The 14,370-nt window shown below is 65.3% G+C and carries 12 protein-coding genes; 6 read left to right on the forward strand and 6 right to left on the reverse strand.

What is annotated here, in order from left to right; translation table 11 throughout:
- Positions 1 to 350: 350 nt before the first annotated feature.
- Together AC5ZFO_RS16845 and AC5ZFO_RS16850 are read left to right on the forward strand one after the other, a co-directional pair.
- Positions 351 to 515 carry a Flp family type IVb pilin gene (locus tag AC5ZFO_RS16845; RefSeq protein ID WP_014492421.1) on the forward strand — a complete coding sequence of 55 codons (165 nt, stop codon included), beginning with the start codon at positions 351 to 353 and terminating at the stop codon, positions 513 to 515.
- A gap of 448 nt (positions 516 to 963) precedes the next feature.
- Positions 964 to 1,644, forward strand: a complete 681-nt coding sequence (locus tag AC5ZFO_RS16850; RefSeq protein ID WP_028161058.1) for a TetR/AcrR family transcriptional regulator — start codon at positions 964 to 966, stop codon at positions 1,642 to 1,644.
- A 150-nt stretch (positions 1,645 to 1,794) separates the two neighbouring features.
- On the opposite strand, the gene pyk is transcribed toward AC5ZFO_RS16850, so the two are convergent.
- Both pyk and AC5ZFO_RS16860 read right to left on the reverse strand, forming a co-directional pair.
- Positions 1,795 to 3,231: a pyruvate kinase gene (pyk, locus tag AC5ZFO_RS16855; RefSeq protein ID WP_282523813.1), complete on the reverse strand. Its 1,437-nt coding sequence runs from the start codon at positions 3,229 to 3,231 to the stop codon at positions 1,795 to 1,797.
- Positions 3,228 to 3,827, reverse strand: coding sequence for a DUF1036 domain-containing protein (locus AC5ZFO_RS16860; protein WP_014492424.1), 600 nt, complete (start codon positions 3,825 to 3,827; stop codon positions 3,228 to 3,230). The genes pyk and AC5ZFO_RS16860 overlap by 4 nt, the downstream gene beginning before the upstream one ends.
- A gap of 180 nt (positions 3,828 to 4,007) precedes the next feature.
- Between AC5ZFO_RS16860 and AC5ZFO_RS16865 the strand changes: the two genes are divergently transcribed.
- The 3 genes from AC5ZFO_RS16865 to AC5ZFO_RS16875 all read left to right on the forward strand — a co-directional run bounded on the left by AC5ZFO_RS16865 (position 4,008) and on the right by AC5ZFO_RS16875 (position 5,359).
- On the forward strand, positions 4,008 to 4,310 hold the full coding sequence (locus AC5ZFO_RS16865) for a DUF1244 domain-containing protein (RefSeq protein ID WP_282523814.1): 303 nt from the start codon (positions 4,008 to 4,010) through the stop codon (positions 4,308 to 4,310).
- 198 nt (positions 4,311 to 4,508) lie between these two features.
- Positions 4,509 to 4,781, forward strand: coding sequence for a DUF2312 domain-containing protein (locus AC5ZFO_RS16870; protein WP_094976882.1), 273 nt, complete (start codon positions 4,509 to 4,511; stop codon positions 4,779 to 4,781).
- Between the two features lie 152 nt (positions 4,782 to 4,933).
- Complete coding sequence (locus tag AC5ZFO_RS16875) at positions 4,934 to 5,359, forward strand: DUF1801 domain-containing protein (RefSeq protein WP_282523815.1); 426 nt, start codon at positions 4,934 to 4,936, stop codon at positions 5,357 to 5,359.
- A gap of 98 nt (positions 5,360 to 5,457) precedes the next feature.
- Here AC5ZFO_RS16875 and AC5ZFO_RS16880 read toward each other — a convergent pair whose 3' ends face one another.
- The 4 genes from AC5ZFO_RS16880 to AC5ZFO_RS16895 all read right to left on the reverse strand — a co-directional run bounded on the left by AC5ZFO_RS16880 (position 5,458) and on the right by AC5ZFO_RS16895 (position 12,326).
- Positions 5,458 to 5,991, reverse strand: a complete 534-nt coding sequence (locus AC5ZFO_RS16880; RefSeq protein WP_208073010.1) for a hypothetical protein — start codon at positions 5,989 to 5,991, stop codon at positions 5,458 to 5,460.
- Positions 5,992 to 6,340: 349 nt separating this feature from the next.
- The gene (locus tag AC5ZFO_RS16885) at positions 6,341 to 7,960 is read right to left on the reverse strand and encodes a peptidoglycan L,D-endopeptidase MepK (RefSeq protein ID WP_282523816.1); all 1,620 of its coding nucleotides are present in this window, start codon (positions 7,958 to 7,960) and stop codon (positions 6,341 to 6,343) included.
- A 284-nt stretch (positions 7,961 to 8,244) separates the two neighbouring features.
- On the reverse strand, positions 8,245 to 10,464 hold the full coding sequence (locus AC5ZFO_RS16890; RefSeq protein ID WP_282523817.1) for a L,D-transpeptidase family protein: 2,220 nt from the start codon (positions 10,462 to 10,464) through the stop codon (positions 8,245 to 8,247).
- A gap of 365 nt (positions 10,465 to 10,829) precedes the next feature.
- Positions 10,830 to 12,326 carry a sigma-54-dependent transcriptional regulator gene (locus AC5ZFO_RS16895; protein ID WP_282523818.1) on the reverse strand — a complete coding sequence of 499 codons (1,497 nt, stop codon included), beginning with the start codon at positions 12,324 to 12,326 and terminating at the stop codon, positions 10,830 to 10,832.
- Positions 12,327 to 12,452: 126 nt separating this feature from the next.
- Between AC5ZFO_RS16895 and AC5ZFO_RS16900 the strand changes: the two genes are divergently transcribed.
- Positions 12,453 to 14,360: a M3 family oligoendopeptidase gene (locus AC5ZFO_RS16900; RefSeq protein WP_282523819.1), complete on the forward strand. Its 1,908-nt coding sequence runs from the start codon at positions 12,453 to 12,455 to the stop codon at positions 14,358 to 14,360.
- Positions 14,361 to 14,370: the final 10 nt, after the last annotated feature.

Consider the following 14,370-nt stretch of genomic DNA (forward strand, 5'->3'; position numbering starts at 1 on the left):
CAAAGCGTGTAGCGGTTTTCCGGGAAGATCATGCTCAAGCAACAACCTGAAGCACGATGAACGATTCATCTCATCGCGCTTCAGGCCGAGCGGGCGGCATTGGACCATGCGCGGTCATAACTTCGGGTAAATCGCGCCGCCGCGGCATTGCCGCGGATGGCTACGATTTAACGGATTGTTTTCAATTCTCCTTTACCATCGTCGAATACGTGCAATCCGCTCCGTGTTTACGCAGTCGAATTAACTGCGGCGCAATTCTTTGCCTCTAGGTTCGGTTCCATGGTTGGGCGGCGCTGGGAAGCCGAAGACCACACCATTCGTAAGCCTCGTGTACTCTTTGGGAGCAGTCTATGAAGAACCTCGTTTCGCGTTTCGTGAAGGACGAATCCGGCGCCACCGCCATTGAATACGGCCTGATCGCTGCCGGCATCGCGCTGGCGATCATCACCGTCGTCAACAACCTCGGCAGCTCGCTGAACACCAAGTTCGGTTCGATCTCGTCCAGCCTCAAGTAAGTCCGGACGATCTGAGAATTTCGAGAGCCCCGTCCCGGACGGGGCTCTTTTCTTTTGGGCGGTGGCGTGAGCCGGAGGCTGCTCAGGCTGCATGGTTCGCCCGGCGATGCAGAGCATCGTCCGGAGATGCCCGCTTTGGCGGGCTCCTCACCATGAAGGTCTGATATCCTGCCGCGAAACGCGACCTCGTCCTGAGGGGCCGCCGCAGGCGGGTGTCTCGAAGGATGGGCCCGCAGGCAAGCTTCCCGGCACGTTCTTCTTCAAAGCCCTCCAGTCGGTGTCACCAGCCATGGCGCTCCCGTCCGTTCGGCGTGACGCCTGACGCATTTGCATCTTGTCATTCACTTTGAATAGTTGTTCAGTCCTTGCGGGACGATTTGCATCTATTGCATTGACGACGCGTTCGGCCGCGGGGCGTGCGGCTCGCGTGCGGGACAGGAAGCGCGCCATGGTTTATCGGCGAACGCATCAAGTGGTGAAGCGCCTTGCGGCCAGGCGCAGTGCGATCCTTGCTGCGGCGCGGGAAGCTGCGGCGGAAGGCGGGATGGCGGCGGTGCAGATCGCGCCGGTTGCGGTCCGGGCCAGTGTCGCGGCCGGAACGGTCTACCGCTACTTCCCGTCCAAGTCCGAGCTGATCTCCGAATTGATTGCCGAGGTGTCGCGCGACGAGCTCGCGGCGATCCGCCGGGCGGCCGATGCCGCGCCCGGCCCATCCTCGGCGCTGGCGGCGGCCGTCACCACCGTGGCGGTCCATACGCTGTCGCAGCGCAGGCTGGCCTGGGGCATTCTGGCTGAGCCGGTCGACGTCGATGTCAGCGCGTCCCGCCTGGCCAGCCGCCGCGAGATCGCCGGCGAGATCGCCGCACGGATCGACGCCGCCGTACGTGCCGGCCATTTGCCGGCTCAGGATACCGCGCTCGCCGCCACCGCGCTGTTAGGGGCGCTGCATGAGGCCCTGGTCGGGCCGCTCGCGCCCGACAATCTCGACGATCCCGCCAGGATGCGCGATGCGGTGCAGACCGTGACGCTGCTGGCCCTGCGCGCCGTCGGCGTGATGGATGCCCGTGCCAGGGGTCTGGTGGTGCAGCAGACGCTGCTGCCGGCGGCGAAAGCGCTGGTCGGGGCTTAAAAAGCCGGGCGCGGCCGGGGCCGGGACCTGCTTCCGCTCAGGTCATTGCCGGAGCACGCCTTTCCACGAAACCCAAGCACGTTCGCCGGCAACGCCGGCTACTGTGCATGGGGTTGTTTTCGACATTTTTGTTTGGCCTGCCCGGCGGGCCTACAAATTCGCGTCGCCCTCGGGGCCGACCGAGGCGATGCGCACCATGTTGGTGGTGCCGGGGATGCCGAGCGGCACGCCGGCGACGATGATGACGCGCTGGCCGGCGCGGACAAAGCCGTCGCGGAAGGCGATCTGGCCGGCGCGGCTCACCATGTCGTCCTGGTCGCGGGCGTCGTCCGCCACCACGCAATGCACGCCCCAGACGACGGCGAGACGGCGTCCGGCGGCTATGTTCGGGGTGATCGCCACGATCGGCGGCTTCGGTCGCTCGCGAGCCACGCGCACGGCGGTCGAGCCCGAGCTGGTCCAGCAGATCAGCGCCGGCAGGTCGAGCGTCTCGGCGATCTGCCGCGCGGCGTCCGCGATGGCGTCGCCGGCGGTGGTTTCCGGCGCGGGGCGCTGAGCAGTGATGACCGAACGATAAGTCGGGTCGCGCTCGACCTCCTCGCCGATACGGTTCATGGTCGAGACCGCCTCGACCGGGAATTTGCCGGCCGCCGATTCCGCCGACAGCATGATGGCGTCGGCGCCCTCATAGACGGCGGTGGCGACGTCGGAAACCTCGGCGCGGGTCGGCACCGGCGACTGGATCATCGATTCCAGCATCTGGGTCGCGATCACCACCGGCTTGCCGGCGCGGCGCGCCATGCGCGTCATCTGCTTCTGCAGGCTCGGCACGCGTTCCAGCGGCAGCTCGACGCCGAGGTCGCCGCGCGCCACCATCAGCGCGTCGGAGGCCTCGATGATGTCGGCGAGGCGGTCGATCGCCTGCGGCTTCTCGATCTTGGCCATCACCGCGGCGCGGCCGCGGATCATCTTCTTGGCCTCGATCACGTCGTCGGCGCGCTGCACGAAGGACAGCGCGATCCAGTCGACGCCGGTCACCAGCGCGGCCTCGAGGTCGGCGCGGTCCTTCGGCGTCATCGCCGAGACCGGCAGATCAGTGTCGGGCAGGCTGACGCCCTTGCGGTCGGACATCCGGCCGCCGACCACGACACGCGTCACCGCGTGCTCTTTCGAGGTCTCCTCAGCGATCAGGCGCACCTTGCCGTCGTCGAGCAGCAGCGAATGGCCGGGCCTGAGCGCAGCCAGGATCTCCGGATGCGGGAGATTGACGCGCGTCGCATCGCCCGGCGCCTTGTTTGAATCGAGCGTGAAGATCTGGCCGTTCTGGAGCTGGACCGCGCCTTCGGCGAAGGCGCCGAGCCTGAGCTTCGGCCCCTGAAGATCGACCAGGATGCCGATCGGCCGGCCATAGCTGCTCTCGACGTTGCGGATCGTCGCGACCAGCTCCCGCATCTTGTCATGCGGGGTGTGGCTCATGTTGATGCGGAACAGATCGGCGCCGGCCTCGAACAGGCGGCGGATCATCGCGAGGTCCGAAGAGGCAGGCCCCAGGGTCGCGAGAATCTTGATACGGCGAAGACGCCTCATGGCTTATTTCCAGACGGTGGCGAGGGAGCTGGCGGAAGGCCAGGCGCGGCGGGGGGCGTACCACCGGGCGGACTATTGGGCAAACCCGGAACGCCGCCACCCGGGCCGACCGGGCCCGGCAGGCCGGGCACGCGCTGCTGCTGTGACGGCTGCTCGTTGGCGTCGGTGAGCTGAACCGTCCAGGCCCGCTGCTCGCCGGTATCGACCTCGAAATAGCCGGTCCGGTCGTAGCCGCGCGCGAGGCAATCCTCGGTGCCGCGGATGGTGAATTCCTTGTCACGCGAGCACATGAAGGCCTGCCCCGACCATTCGCCGCCGCGGTCATAGTCGATCGCGTAGATGTAATAGTAGCGGGCGACCAGCGTTCCCCGCAGCAGGGTCTCGCAGGAGCGGGACGAGATGTTCCACCAGCCCTCAGTGGTCCAGCCCTCGGCGTCCTTGTAGCCGAGCGCAATGCCGACCCGGCTCGAGGTGTTGTTGCAAAGCCGGAAGTCGGCGGAGGCCGGGCTGGCCCACAGGCACAGCAGGCCAACCACCAGCACCGGGACCAACCGGGCGAGCAGGCGAAGGGGGGCGCGGGGAGATTCGGCGATCATTGTCGCGGAACGTATACCAGATGATTGACGATTTGGCGTAGGGCCGGGGAACCGGCCTTCGGGTTGGCTCTGGCGCCGTTTGCGCCGTGATATGGCAAAATCTGTGACAAGGGCCCACCTGATCCCGTAAGGGTGACCCCCATCGGGGGCAGAACCAATTCAGGCCGAAGGGATCCAGCCATGGCAATCGACGACAAAACCAGAACGGAGCTCGAGGCGGCCGCTTTCCGGCGCCTGGTCGATCATCTGAAGACGCGGACCGACGTCCAGAACATCGATCTGATGAATCTGGCCGGCTTCTGCCGCAACTGCCTGTCCAACTGGCTCAAGGACGCCGCCGACGCCCAAGGCGTCGCGCTGACCAAGGACGAGAGCCGCGAGGCCGTCTACGGCATGCCCTACGAGACCTGGAAGTCGAAATACCAGGGCACGGCCGCGCCCGAGCAGCTCGAAGCCATGAAGAAGGTTCACCCCGGGCACTGAACGGCCTCGCCGGCAGTCCGGCGGTGAGTCGCACCACACAACTTCTTTCTTCGCTCCGTCGCAGGAAGGTGTGGGCGCGCTGTGGACGAGCGCGATGCTGCCTTGAACGCGAGAGCCGCGAACCCTAAGGGTCAACCAGCACGCGCGGTGAGGATGCCGGCGTCACCTCGTTTTGCCAGTTCTATTTGGAGTACCAAGATGGCCACCACCGCCGCCGTCCGCGACGACGAGCCCGCGACGAAATTTGCCAAGGACCAGCTCAAATCCATCATCGAGCGCATCGAGCGGCTGGAGGAAGAGAAGAAGGCGATCTCCGACGACATCCGCGACGTCTATGCCGAGAGCAAGGGCAATGGCTACGACGTCAAGGCACTGCGCACCATCGTGCGCATGCGCAAGCAGGACCCGAACGAGCGCGCCGAGGCCGAGACGATCCTCGAGACCTATATGCAGGCGCTGGGAATGCTCTGAGGCGATGCGCCTCTAGCACTGCTGCCGTAGCCCGGATGGAGCGCAGCGAAATCCGGGTTCTCGCAGTACAGAAGCATTCCCCGGATTACGCTTTCGCTCCATCCGGGCTACAAGCGTGGCGTGTTGCACTTCGTTTGTGAACGGAGACCGCTGTGACTGCCCCGTCGCTGCCGCGCGAGGTGGACCGTGCCTTTCGCGCCCTTCCGGCGCCGATCGGCAAGCGGTTGCTTCAGGTACGTGCGCTGATCTTCGCGACCGCTGCGGCGCATGAAGAGGTTGGCAAGCTCACCGAAACGCTGAAATGGGGCGAGCCGGCTTACTTGACCGATGAGACCGGCAGCGGCTCCACGATTCGGCTCGGCCGCCTCAAGGACTCCGAGCACGCCGCCATTTTGTTCAACTGCAAGACGACGCTGGTCGATACGTTCCGCGAGCGCTTTCCCGATGAGTTCGAATATCGGCAGACCAGGGCTTTGCTGTTGCCCCTATCCGGCGCGCTGCCGAAGCAGGAGCTCACCGTCTGCCTCTCGCTGGCGTTGACATATCATCTGGATCGGCGGGTCAGGAAAGCGAGATAGAAGCTGCAGGCTTCGACACTGTAGTCTTGGAAGTGGCGAGCACGCCATTGCGCCGGTCCGGCACGCAGCCTCGATCCGCAAGATTGTCGGTCTCGGTCTCAATTGCCGCGTCCGCGTTTGGCGTCTCGTCGGGCCTGCGCCCGCTTGTTGGCCTGCGAGACTCTTCCGATTTTTTCCGGTGGGAGTTTCTTGATCCGGCGACGGCTTGGGATGGACCGCATGCCGTCCTGTGAAGTTGGGGTCGTCTGCGGGCGAGAAAACTGACGCGCCCGACGGAGTGCTAACGCCCGTCGCGCCGCTTCCCCGAGCTCCCGTCGTGCTTCAAACTTTCGGATGCGCCTCAGCTCGTTCTTGACGCGCTTGATGGCGGCAGCGAAAACCGATTGGCGCCGGTTTGCATGCTCTGCCGTGCCGGAGAAACTCTTGCCGCGCGGGTCGGCTGTTCCCTTTGTTTCGCGGCGTCGATGCCGCGACAATGTGCGCTCCCTGTCGCGCAGATCCCGAAGTCGGGCGCGAAGGCTCTCAAGTCCATCGCGCTCCATCTCTCCGACCACGGGATGGTGCGTACTCAATATGACTTCGCGCTCGTCGTGGTTCAGAAGGCTGAGCTCAGACTTGCATGGAACTGACATCGCATGCTCCTACTTCGCTGTGGCGACTTCCCTTGAGATGCGGCGCCGCTGCGGAAACGCGGAACACCAAGGCAAACGCAATCGCGTCCTCGGACTTTGTCATCGCGTCCGTTCTGGGCGCATTGCCACAATGCGCGTTTGGAATGCGTAGCGATACCGGGTGGATTACCCGTTGGAAGTGGGGGAATCTCCCTTAGTGCAGATGCGCACCAGGCCGGGACGACACTTGAGCGTGTGGCGCTGTCGTGCTCCAGGATTGCGCGGAGCCTGTAATCGGGCGGCGCTTCGCGCCGACCCGTTGGCTTCATCCCGGCTTGCGGGACTACCGAACGGCGTGAGGGGAAAGATCTCAGCGCAGCGCGGCGGTGCGCATGACGAACGACGTCGTCTCGAGCTTCGCGGTCGCGCTGCCCGTAAAGCTGTCGCAGGACAGGCCCTGCATCGGATCGTCGGCAAAGCCCATCGCGATCACGGCCTGCGGTTTGACGAAATAGCCGCGCAGGGCAACGGTATCGAGCTCGCCCATCAGCGTCACCGACATCGCGCGGCTGGCGCTCGGCGACAGCATCACGATCTTGAGCCAGATGCTCTCGCCCCTGGCGGCGGAGAGGCGGGTCGCGGTCGCGACCCTGCCGTCGACGCTCTTGCCGACTACCGTGTTGATCTCGGTCGCCTGAGCGACGTTGCGGGACCCGGCGGCGGGGCGGCCTGTGCGCGGGACCGGCGCGGAGGCGGCGACGACGTTGGCGCGGTCGACCGGAGAGGCGGCCGGCGCATAGGCCAGCGCCTGGAAGGCAGCGTTCGTGACGCTTGCGGTTGCTTGCGGATCGGTGGCGGCGGCGAGCGCTTGGCGGGCCTTCAGCGCAGCCACTTGAGCTGGCGTCGCCTGCTGCGGGGTCGCAGGGGTATCCCAGAAGCCGCGGGCATTGATAATGTCGGCCGGGGTCTCGGGCTTGCCCTCAACAGATTTGCCGGCTGTCGGCTTGTCAGCCACGGGCGCGGGCTTCGGCTTGGGCGGCGCAACGAGCTGCGCATCGGCCGAAGCGAGCTGGATCGCAGCGGCGATCTGCGGCTTGGCGCGCGGTGTCGGCACCGGATCCGCCGGCTTGACCGCGGCGGCAACCACGGTCGGCGCAACAGGCTTCGCGGCCGGGGCGGGCGCGCCCTCGTCATCCTCGTCGCTGCTCGTGGCGGCCGGAGCCGACTTGCTCTTGAACAGGGCGGCAAAGAAACTCGGCTTGCCGCCGGAATCGTCGCCAGTGCCGCGGCGCTCGATGTCGGCCTTGGCCAGCTCATAGCCCTTCAGCGGCGTGCCGTCGGTCGGAACGTGGACCGTGCGGCCATCCGGGAACACGCGGGCGAGCTGGTCATGCGTCATGCGCGGCCAGTGCCGGATGCTACCGGTGTCCAGATGCACGAAGGGCGAGCCGGAGGTCGGATAGAAGCCGACGCCGCCGCGCTGCAGGCGCAGGCCGGCGAAGCGGATCTGCTCCAGCGGCACGCCCGGAATGTGGAAGTCCATCGCATGCCCCAGCATGTGCTGGCTGAAGCGCGCCACGCCCGAGGAGCGGCGGCGGAGCATCGCGTTGGTGGCGGGCGAGCGGTAGGAAGAGATGATCTGGATCGGCTGCTTGCCGTCGACGTCGCGATAGACTTCCCAGAGGATGTCGAAGAGGCGACGGTCCATGACCGTCTCGTCCTGGGTGCGCCAGTCGCGCAGGAAGTGGTTGAGCTGCTTCAGCGCGGCCTCGTCGAAGCGGCCGTCGCGCTTGAAGGTGACGGTGAGGTCTTCGCCGGAATGGGTGTGGTGGAACGAGAGCGTCTTGGTCTCGTTCAGCGCGGCGGCGTCATGGACCGAGCCCGCGGCAGCAAGCAGCAGTGCGGACGCGAGGCCGATCCGGGATCCGGCCTTCACTCCCGCATGGGACAACGACAGCACTGCGAATTTGCGTGCGAGACCAGTCAGCACGAATGAGCCCACCCAGTCGACGAGCGTTCAAAATGGACTCTCCCGGCAACCCCGTTAGCGCGCGAAAGAGGATGAACGCTTTCTTAAAGCGAGAAGGTTAATTCGAGGTTGACCTTCCCGACCCCAAACCAAGTCAGAATAAGAACCTAAGCGGCTCAGTGTGGCAAAAAAACGCCCGCTGCCGGAGTTCGGGTGGAGAATGGTTAACGTTAAGCGACCCCATCCAGGGGATGAGGTCGCTGATCTTGCTTGAGAATTTCCGACAAAGCCCGGTCGGGGAGGCCTCAGCGGGTAAACACCCGCTGCTGCTGCGGCCGGCGGCCGACCGGTGCCGGCGGCGGGGTCGGGGCCCCGAACAGCCGCTCGAAGAAGTTCGGACCCGACGAGCCGAAGCCGCCGCCATTGTTGGCAATCGCCACGCCCGAGGGCAGCGTCGTCGCCGGGCGCGAATAGCTCGGCTGCGAGTGAGCAACGACGTTCTCGAGGTCCTTGCCGCGGCTGTTCTTCAGGATGTTGATCATGGTCGCGTCACGGCCATAGACGTCCTTGCGGATTTGCAGCTTGCCGCCATCGTCCACGAACGCGGTCTGGTAGGTGATGTTGACCGGGATCGGCGTCGGGAATTTCAGGTCGATCTCGCTCTTGCCGTACATGCTGCGCACGCGCTCCGGCGTGTACTTCTCGTTCGGCATGGCGATGTTGAGCAGAACGGAAGCGTACTGATCCGGATTCTGCACGCGCATGCAGCCATGGCTGAAGGCGCGGTCATCCCTGGCGAACAGGTTCTTGTCCGGCGTGTCGTGCTGATAGACCAGGAACTTGTTCGGGAAGTTGAAGCGGATGCGGCCGAGCGCGTTCGCTTCACCGGGCGGCTGCGAGATGTGCACCGAGCCGTCGCGGTTCTGCTCGAGCTTGAGGCCCATGCGCTGGAGCACGGTCGGGTCCTGCTGAAGCGCCGGCAGATATTCGTTGTAGACGATCGACGGCGGCACGTTCCAGGTCGGATTGACCGTGATGTACTTCATCGTCTCGGTCAGCAGCGGGGTCGCATGCGTGCCCGGCTTGCCGGTGACGACGCGGGTGGTCCAGACCTGCTGGCCGCGCTGCATCACCTTCAGCGTGTAGTCGGGAATGTTGAGGATGACATAGGCATCGCCCAGCGAGGGGACGCCGAGGTCGCGCGGCAGCCAGCGCCAGCGCTCCATGTTCACCAGCACCGTGTCGATCTGCTTGTCGCGCTTCGGGGTGTTGATCGCCTTGACGGTCTTGTCGTCGAGGATGCCTGTCACCTTCATCTCGGCGCCGCTCTGGAATTTGCGCACGGCTTCGGCGACGGTGGCGTCATAGCGGGTGTCGCTGGCGTTCTCGGCGAGGCCGAGCTTGGTGCGGAGCTGCGGCACGCGCGGATCTTCAACGACGATTTCAGCCTGCTTCTTGCCGGCCGGAGTGTATTTCAGCGCCGGACCGTCGGCGATCTCGATCACCGGGCCGCTGCCCAGGCCGCGCAGCTCGGCGAGCTTGGCCTTCAGCTCCTTGTAGAGCTTCTGCGGCGGGTTGTAGCTGTCGAGCGCTGCGGAGGCATCGGCTGCGGTCGTGACCTTGGCGAGCACCTCGCTCGGATCGACCGGATGCTCGGGATAGAGGATGTCGCCGCTGACCTGCGACCAGTGCATGCGGCCGCTCTGGGCTTGGCGCGCATAGTCGAACATGCTGGCGGTGAGCTTCAGCTCGGCATCGGCGAGCGCATCGGGCATCGTGGCGGCGGCGAAATCCGGCACCGGGTAGTCGGCGGCATTGAGACCGTCGGAGGCCGCATCCTTCAGCCGCGCGATCACGCCCTTGGCCGCAGAGGTGAGGCTGCCGCCTTGGGTCCAGACCGGCGCGAAGTCGCGTGCACCGTAAAACTTCTCGATCGCGGCGCGCTCGTTCTTGCGGTCGAAATGGCGCGAGGTCTTGGCGCCGATGATGTCCTTGAGCTTGTCGGCGACCGGCTGGTCGGCGGCGGGCACGTTGCTCGCGGCCTTCACCGGCTCGGCGGCCGGAGCCGCAGCGGGGGCCGCAGGCGCGGCCGGCGTTGCCGTCGCGGTGTCGGCCTTTGCTGGTTCGGATTTGGCGGGCTCGATCTTGGCGGGCTCGATCTTGGCGGTTTCGCTCTTCGGCGCCTCAGGTGTAGGCGTGGTGGCGACGTCGGAAGGCTTGGTCTCGACCTTGTCGGGGGCCGGTGCGGCTTCGGCCTTCACCGGTTCCTTCGCAGTTTCCTTGGTCGGCTCCTTTGCGGAATCCTGAACCGTCGCGGTGGTGTCGAGCTTGATATCGGATGCGGTCGGGGGCGGCACGTTTGCGGGCTCGGGGCGCGGGATCGCGGCTTCGATCGCGAGTTCGGCGGCGCTGCTGCGCGCCTGATCCTGCGCCAGGGCCGAGCTGGCCGATACCGTGAGGAAGGTCGCCGCGACCGTCATCAAGACGCGGTCAAAGCCCGCACGGTGGTTCAAACAGTCACGCATTGTGTCGCACCCCTCGGGTGAACTGTCCCTCGTGGAACAGCTTCATTATCGCCTAATGAGCTTCGGCTAAACTGCGCCGGCCGCTCGAAAGTTGCACGCCTGCACGCAACGATTCATACGCGGACGAACGAATCCTACGCAGACGATATACAGGCCCCGTTTTGGCGGCCAGCGCTAGCCGGGACAACTCACGACAAACTGACTTCAAGAAAGCCCGTTTGCAACGGATTGTGCGGCTTTGGCAGACGCTTTTCCATGTGTCTGTCACTTCCAAGTCACGGTTCACGTCGCAGCCGGATTTTGCCGTAATGCGAAGGGCTTGCGGCCGCATCGCAACGCCAGGCGAACCTCCGTTCGCATGAGGCTTAGGGCGTCTCCTCACCGCTTTTGCCGCCATGTCCGGGAACCCCGGCTTCGTCGAGCTTGCGGTAGAGCGTGGACCGGCCGATTTTGAGGCGGCGGGCGACCTCGGACATCTGCCCCCGATAATGCGAGATCGCGAAGCGGATGATCTCGTTCTCCATGTCGTCCAGCGGGCGGACGTCGCCGGTGGGGGTCAGCATGGAAAGGGTCCCCGCCAGCGGCAGCGGGGCGATCGGTATTTCACCACCCGACACCACCGAGGGCGCCGCGATCGGCTCGAGCATCAGCGGCGCGGTCGGGATGTCGGTCTCGAGATGCGACTGCGAGGTCAGCAGGGGGAAGTCGGCAAGGTCAAGCTGGTCGCCCTCGCTCATCACCACCGCGCGGTAGACCGCGTTTTCGAGCTGGCGGATGTTGCCGGGCCAGTCGAGCTGGGCGAGGTACGCCACGGCCTCGCCGCTGATGCCGGCGATGGGGCGGTTCTCCTCGGCGGCAAAGCGCGCCAGGAAATGCCGGAGCAGATGCGGGATGTCCTCACGCCGCGCCCGCAGCGAGGGGATCGTCAGCGGCAGCACGTGGAGGCGATAGAACAGATCTTCGCGGAAATGGCCCTGCTTCACCCGCTCCAGCAGCCTGCGGTTGGTCGCGGAGATGATCCGGACGTCGACCTTCAACGGCTTGCGCCCGCCGACGGCTTCGACCGCGCCTTCCTGAAGTGCGCGTAGCAGCTTGACCTGCGCGGTGAGCGGCAGCTCGCTGACCTCGTCCAGGAACAGCGTGCCGCCATGAGCCTCGACGAACTTGCCGGTGTGCCGTTCGGTGGCGCCGGTGAAGGCGCCCTTCTCGTGGCCGAACAGGATCGACTCGACCAGATTGTCGGGGATCGCGCCGCAATTGACCGCGACGAACGGCTTTGCCTTGCGCTCGCCGCTGCCATGGATGGCGCGTGCGAACATCTCCTTGCCGACGCCGGACTCGCCCTCGATCAGCACAGGGATCGACGAGCCCGCGGCCTTCTGCGCGGCGCGCATCACGGCCGCCATCGCCTCGGCGCGGGTGATGATGTCGGAGAAAGTCAGCCGGCCCTCGCGGCTGTGACGGATACGCTGCAACTCGCCCTTGAGCGCGGAGGCATTGAGTGCGTTGCGCAGAGAGACCTGGAGCCGCTCCAAGCCAACCGGCTTGACGACGAAATCAGCCGCGCCCGCGCGCATCGCCGAGATCACGTTGTCGATGCCGCCATGGGCGGTCTGCACGATGACGGGGACGCCGAGGCCGGCCTCGCGGATTTTCGCCAGCACGCCCATGCCGTCGAGGCCCGGCATCACGAGATCGAGGATGACGGCGTCGATCGCCGGTGCATCGGGGGCGGTGAGGGCGGCGATCGCGGCGTCGCCGGAGTCCACGACGACCGTCTCATAGCCGCATTTCTGCACCATGTTCTCGACCAGCCGGCGGGCTACAGCGTCATCGTCGGCGATCAAAATACAGGCAGCCATGGTGTTCCCCGCACGCTACTACTATCTGTCTCGAATCGGGTCACTCTGGCCGAAGCCGATTAACGCACTCTTAAACCTTGATGCCCCCGCCCGCCGTCGCGCTTGTTGACACAGGTTTCCCACACAATGAATTCGCGCTCCAAATCTGCTCTCAAGAAGTCTGCCTCCAGCAAGCCCGCTCTCCGCAAGCCAAGCACCAGGAAATCCGCCGCCAAGGCAAAGTCCTCCAAATCTTCGCCCGCAAAGCCTGCGGGCAAGACCGGCAGGCTTCCGGAGTGGAACCTCGCCGACCTCTATTCCGGGATCGATGCGCCGGAAGTGGCGCGCGATCTCGAAAGCATGGACGCCGATTGCGTCGCGTTCGAGACCGACTACAAGGGCAAGCTCGCCACAGGGACAGCAAACGAAGATGGCGGAAAATGGCTCGCCGAGGCGGTGCGACGCTATGAGGCGATCGACGATCTCGCCGGCCGTCTCGGCTCCTATGCCGGTCTCGTCCATGCCGGCGACAGCGTTGATCCCAAGATTTCAAAGTTTTACGGCGATGTCTCCGAGCGGCTGACGGCGGCGTCCACGCATCTCCTGTTCTTCGCGCTCGAGCTCAACCGCGTCGATGACGATATTTTGAACCGCGCGATGCAGGCCGCCGAGCTCGCGCATTACCGTCCCTGGATCGAGGATCTGCGCAAGGAGAAGCCGTACCAGCTCGACGACAAGCTCGAGCAGCTCTTCCTGGAGAAGTCGCAAACCGGCTATTCCGCCTTCAACCGGCTGTTCGATCAGACCATCTCGGGCCTGCGCTTCAAGGTCGGTGCAAAAGAACTGGCGATCGAGCCGACGCTCAATTTCCTGCAGGACCGTGATGGCGCCAAGCGCAAGGCTGCGGCCGAAGCGCTGGCCAAAACCTTCAAGGCCAATGAGCGCACCTTCGCGCTGATCACCAACACGCTCGCCAAGGACAAGGACATCTCCGACAATTGGCGCGGGTTCAAGGACGTCGCGGATTCCCGGCATCTGAGCAATCGAGTCGAGCGCGAGGTGGTGGATGCGCTGGTTGCCTCCGTCCGTGCCGCCTATCCAAAGCTGTCGCATCGCTACTATGCGTTGAAGGCGAAGTGGTTCGGCAAGAAGCGGCTCGCTTACTGGGACCGCAACGCGCCGCTGCCGTTCGCCGCGACCGACGTCATCGGCTGGCCCGATGCGCGCAACATGGTGCTGACGGCCTATCGCGGCTTCTCGCCCAAAATGGCCGAGATCGCCGAGCGCTTCTTCACCGATCGCTGGATCGACGCGCCGGTGCGTCCGGGCAAGGCGCCGGGCGCGTTCTCGCATCCGACCACGCCGTCGGCGCATCCTTACGTGCTGATGAACTACCAGGGCAAGCCGCGCGACGTGATGACGCTCGCGCATGAGCTCGGCCATGGCGTGCACCAGGTGCTGGCCGCGAAGAACGGCGCGCTGATGGCGCCGACGCCGCTGACGCTGGCCGAGACCGCGAGCGTGTTCGGCGAGATGCTCACCTTCAAGCGGCTGCTGGCCCAGACCAAGAATGCGAAACAGCGACAGGCGCTGCTCGCCGGCAAGGTCGAGGACATGATCAACACCGTGGTGCGGCAGATCGCGTTCTATTCGTTCGAGCGCGCGGTCCACACCGAGCGCAAGAATGGCGAGCTCACCGCGACGCGGCTCGGCGAGATCTGGCTGTCGGTGCAGGGCGAGAGCCTGGGGCCTGCGATCGAGATCAAGGCGGGCTACGAGAACTACTGGATGTACATCCCGCACTTCATCCACTCGCCGTTCTACGTCTACGCCTATGCCTTCGGCGATTGTCTCGTGAACTCGCTCTACGCCGTCTACGAGAATGCGGCCGAAGGCTTTGCCGAGCGCTACCTCGACATGCTCGCCGCCGGCGGCACCAAGCATTATTCCGAGCTGCTGCGGCCGTTCGGGCTCGATGCCAAGGATCCCAAATTCTGGGACGGCGGCCTCTCGGTCATTGCCGGGATGATCGACGAGCTCGAGGCGATGGGCTGAGGCGAAGCGC

The sequence above is a fragment of the Bradyrhizobium sp. Unk1 genome (assembly GCF_059512345.1).

Bases quoted from the DNA above. Each gene is read 5' to 3' on its own strand.
- AC5ZFO_RS16845 (WP_014492421.1), top strand. From the start codon at position 351: ATGAAGAACCTCGTTTCGCGTTTCGTGAAGGACGAATCCGGCGCCACC.
- AC5ZFO_RS16850 (WP_028161058.1), top strand. From the start codon at position 964: ATGGTTTATCGGCGAACGCATCAAGTGGTGAAGCGCCTTGCGGCCAGG.
- pyk (WP_282523813.1), bottom strand. From the start codon at position 3,231: ATGAGGCGTCTTCGCCGTATCAAGATTCTCGCGACCCTGGGGCCTGCC.
- AC5ZFO_RS16860 (WP_014492424.1), bottom strand. From the start codon at position 3,827: ATGATCGCCGAATCTCCCCGCGCCCCCCTTCGCCTGCTCGCCCGGTTG.
- AC5ZFO_RS16865 (WP_282523814.1), top strand. From the start codon at position 4,008: ATGGCAATCGACGACAAAACCAGAACGGAGCTCGAGGCGGCCGCTTTC.
- AC5ZFO_RS16870 (WP_094976882.1), top strand. From the start codon at position 4,509: ATGGCCACCACCGCCGCCGTCCGCGACGACGAGCCCGCGACGAAATTT.
- AC5ZFO_RS16880 (WP_208073010.1), bottom strand. From the start codon at position 5,991: ATGTCAGTTCCATGCAAGTCTGAGCTCAGCCTTCTGAACCACGACGAG.
- AC5ZFO_RS16890 (WP_282523817.1), bottom strand. From the start codon at position 10,464: ATGCGTGACTGTTTGAACCACCGTGCGGGCTTTGACCGCGTCTTGATG.
- AC5ZFO_RS16895 (WP_282523818.1), bottom strand. From the start codon at position 12,326: ATGGCTGCCTGTATTTTGATCGCCGACGATGACGCTGTAGCCCGCCGG.
- AC5ZFO_RS16900 (WP_282523819.1), top strand. From the start codon at position 12,453: ATGAATTCGCGCTCCAAATCTGCTCTCAAGAAGTCTGCCTCCAGCAAG.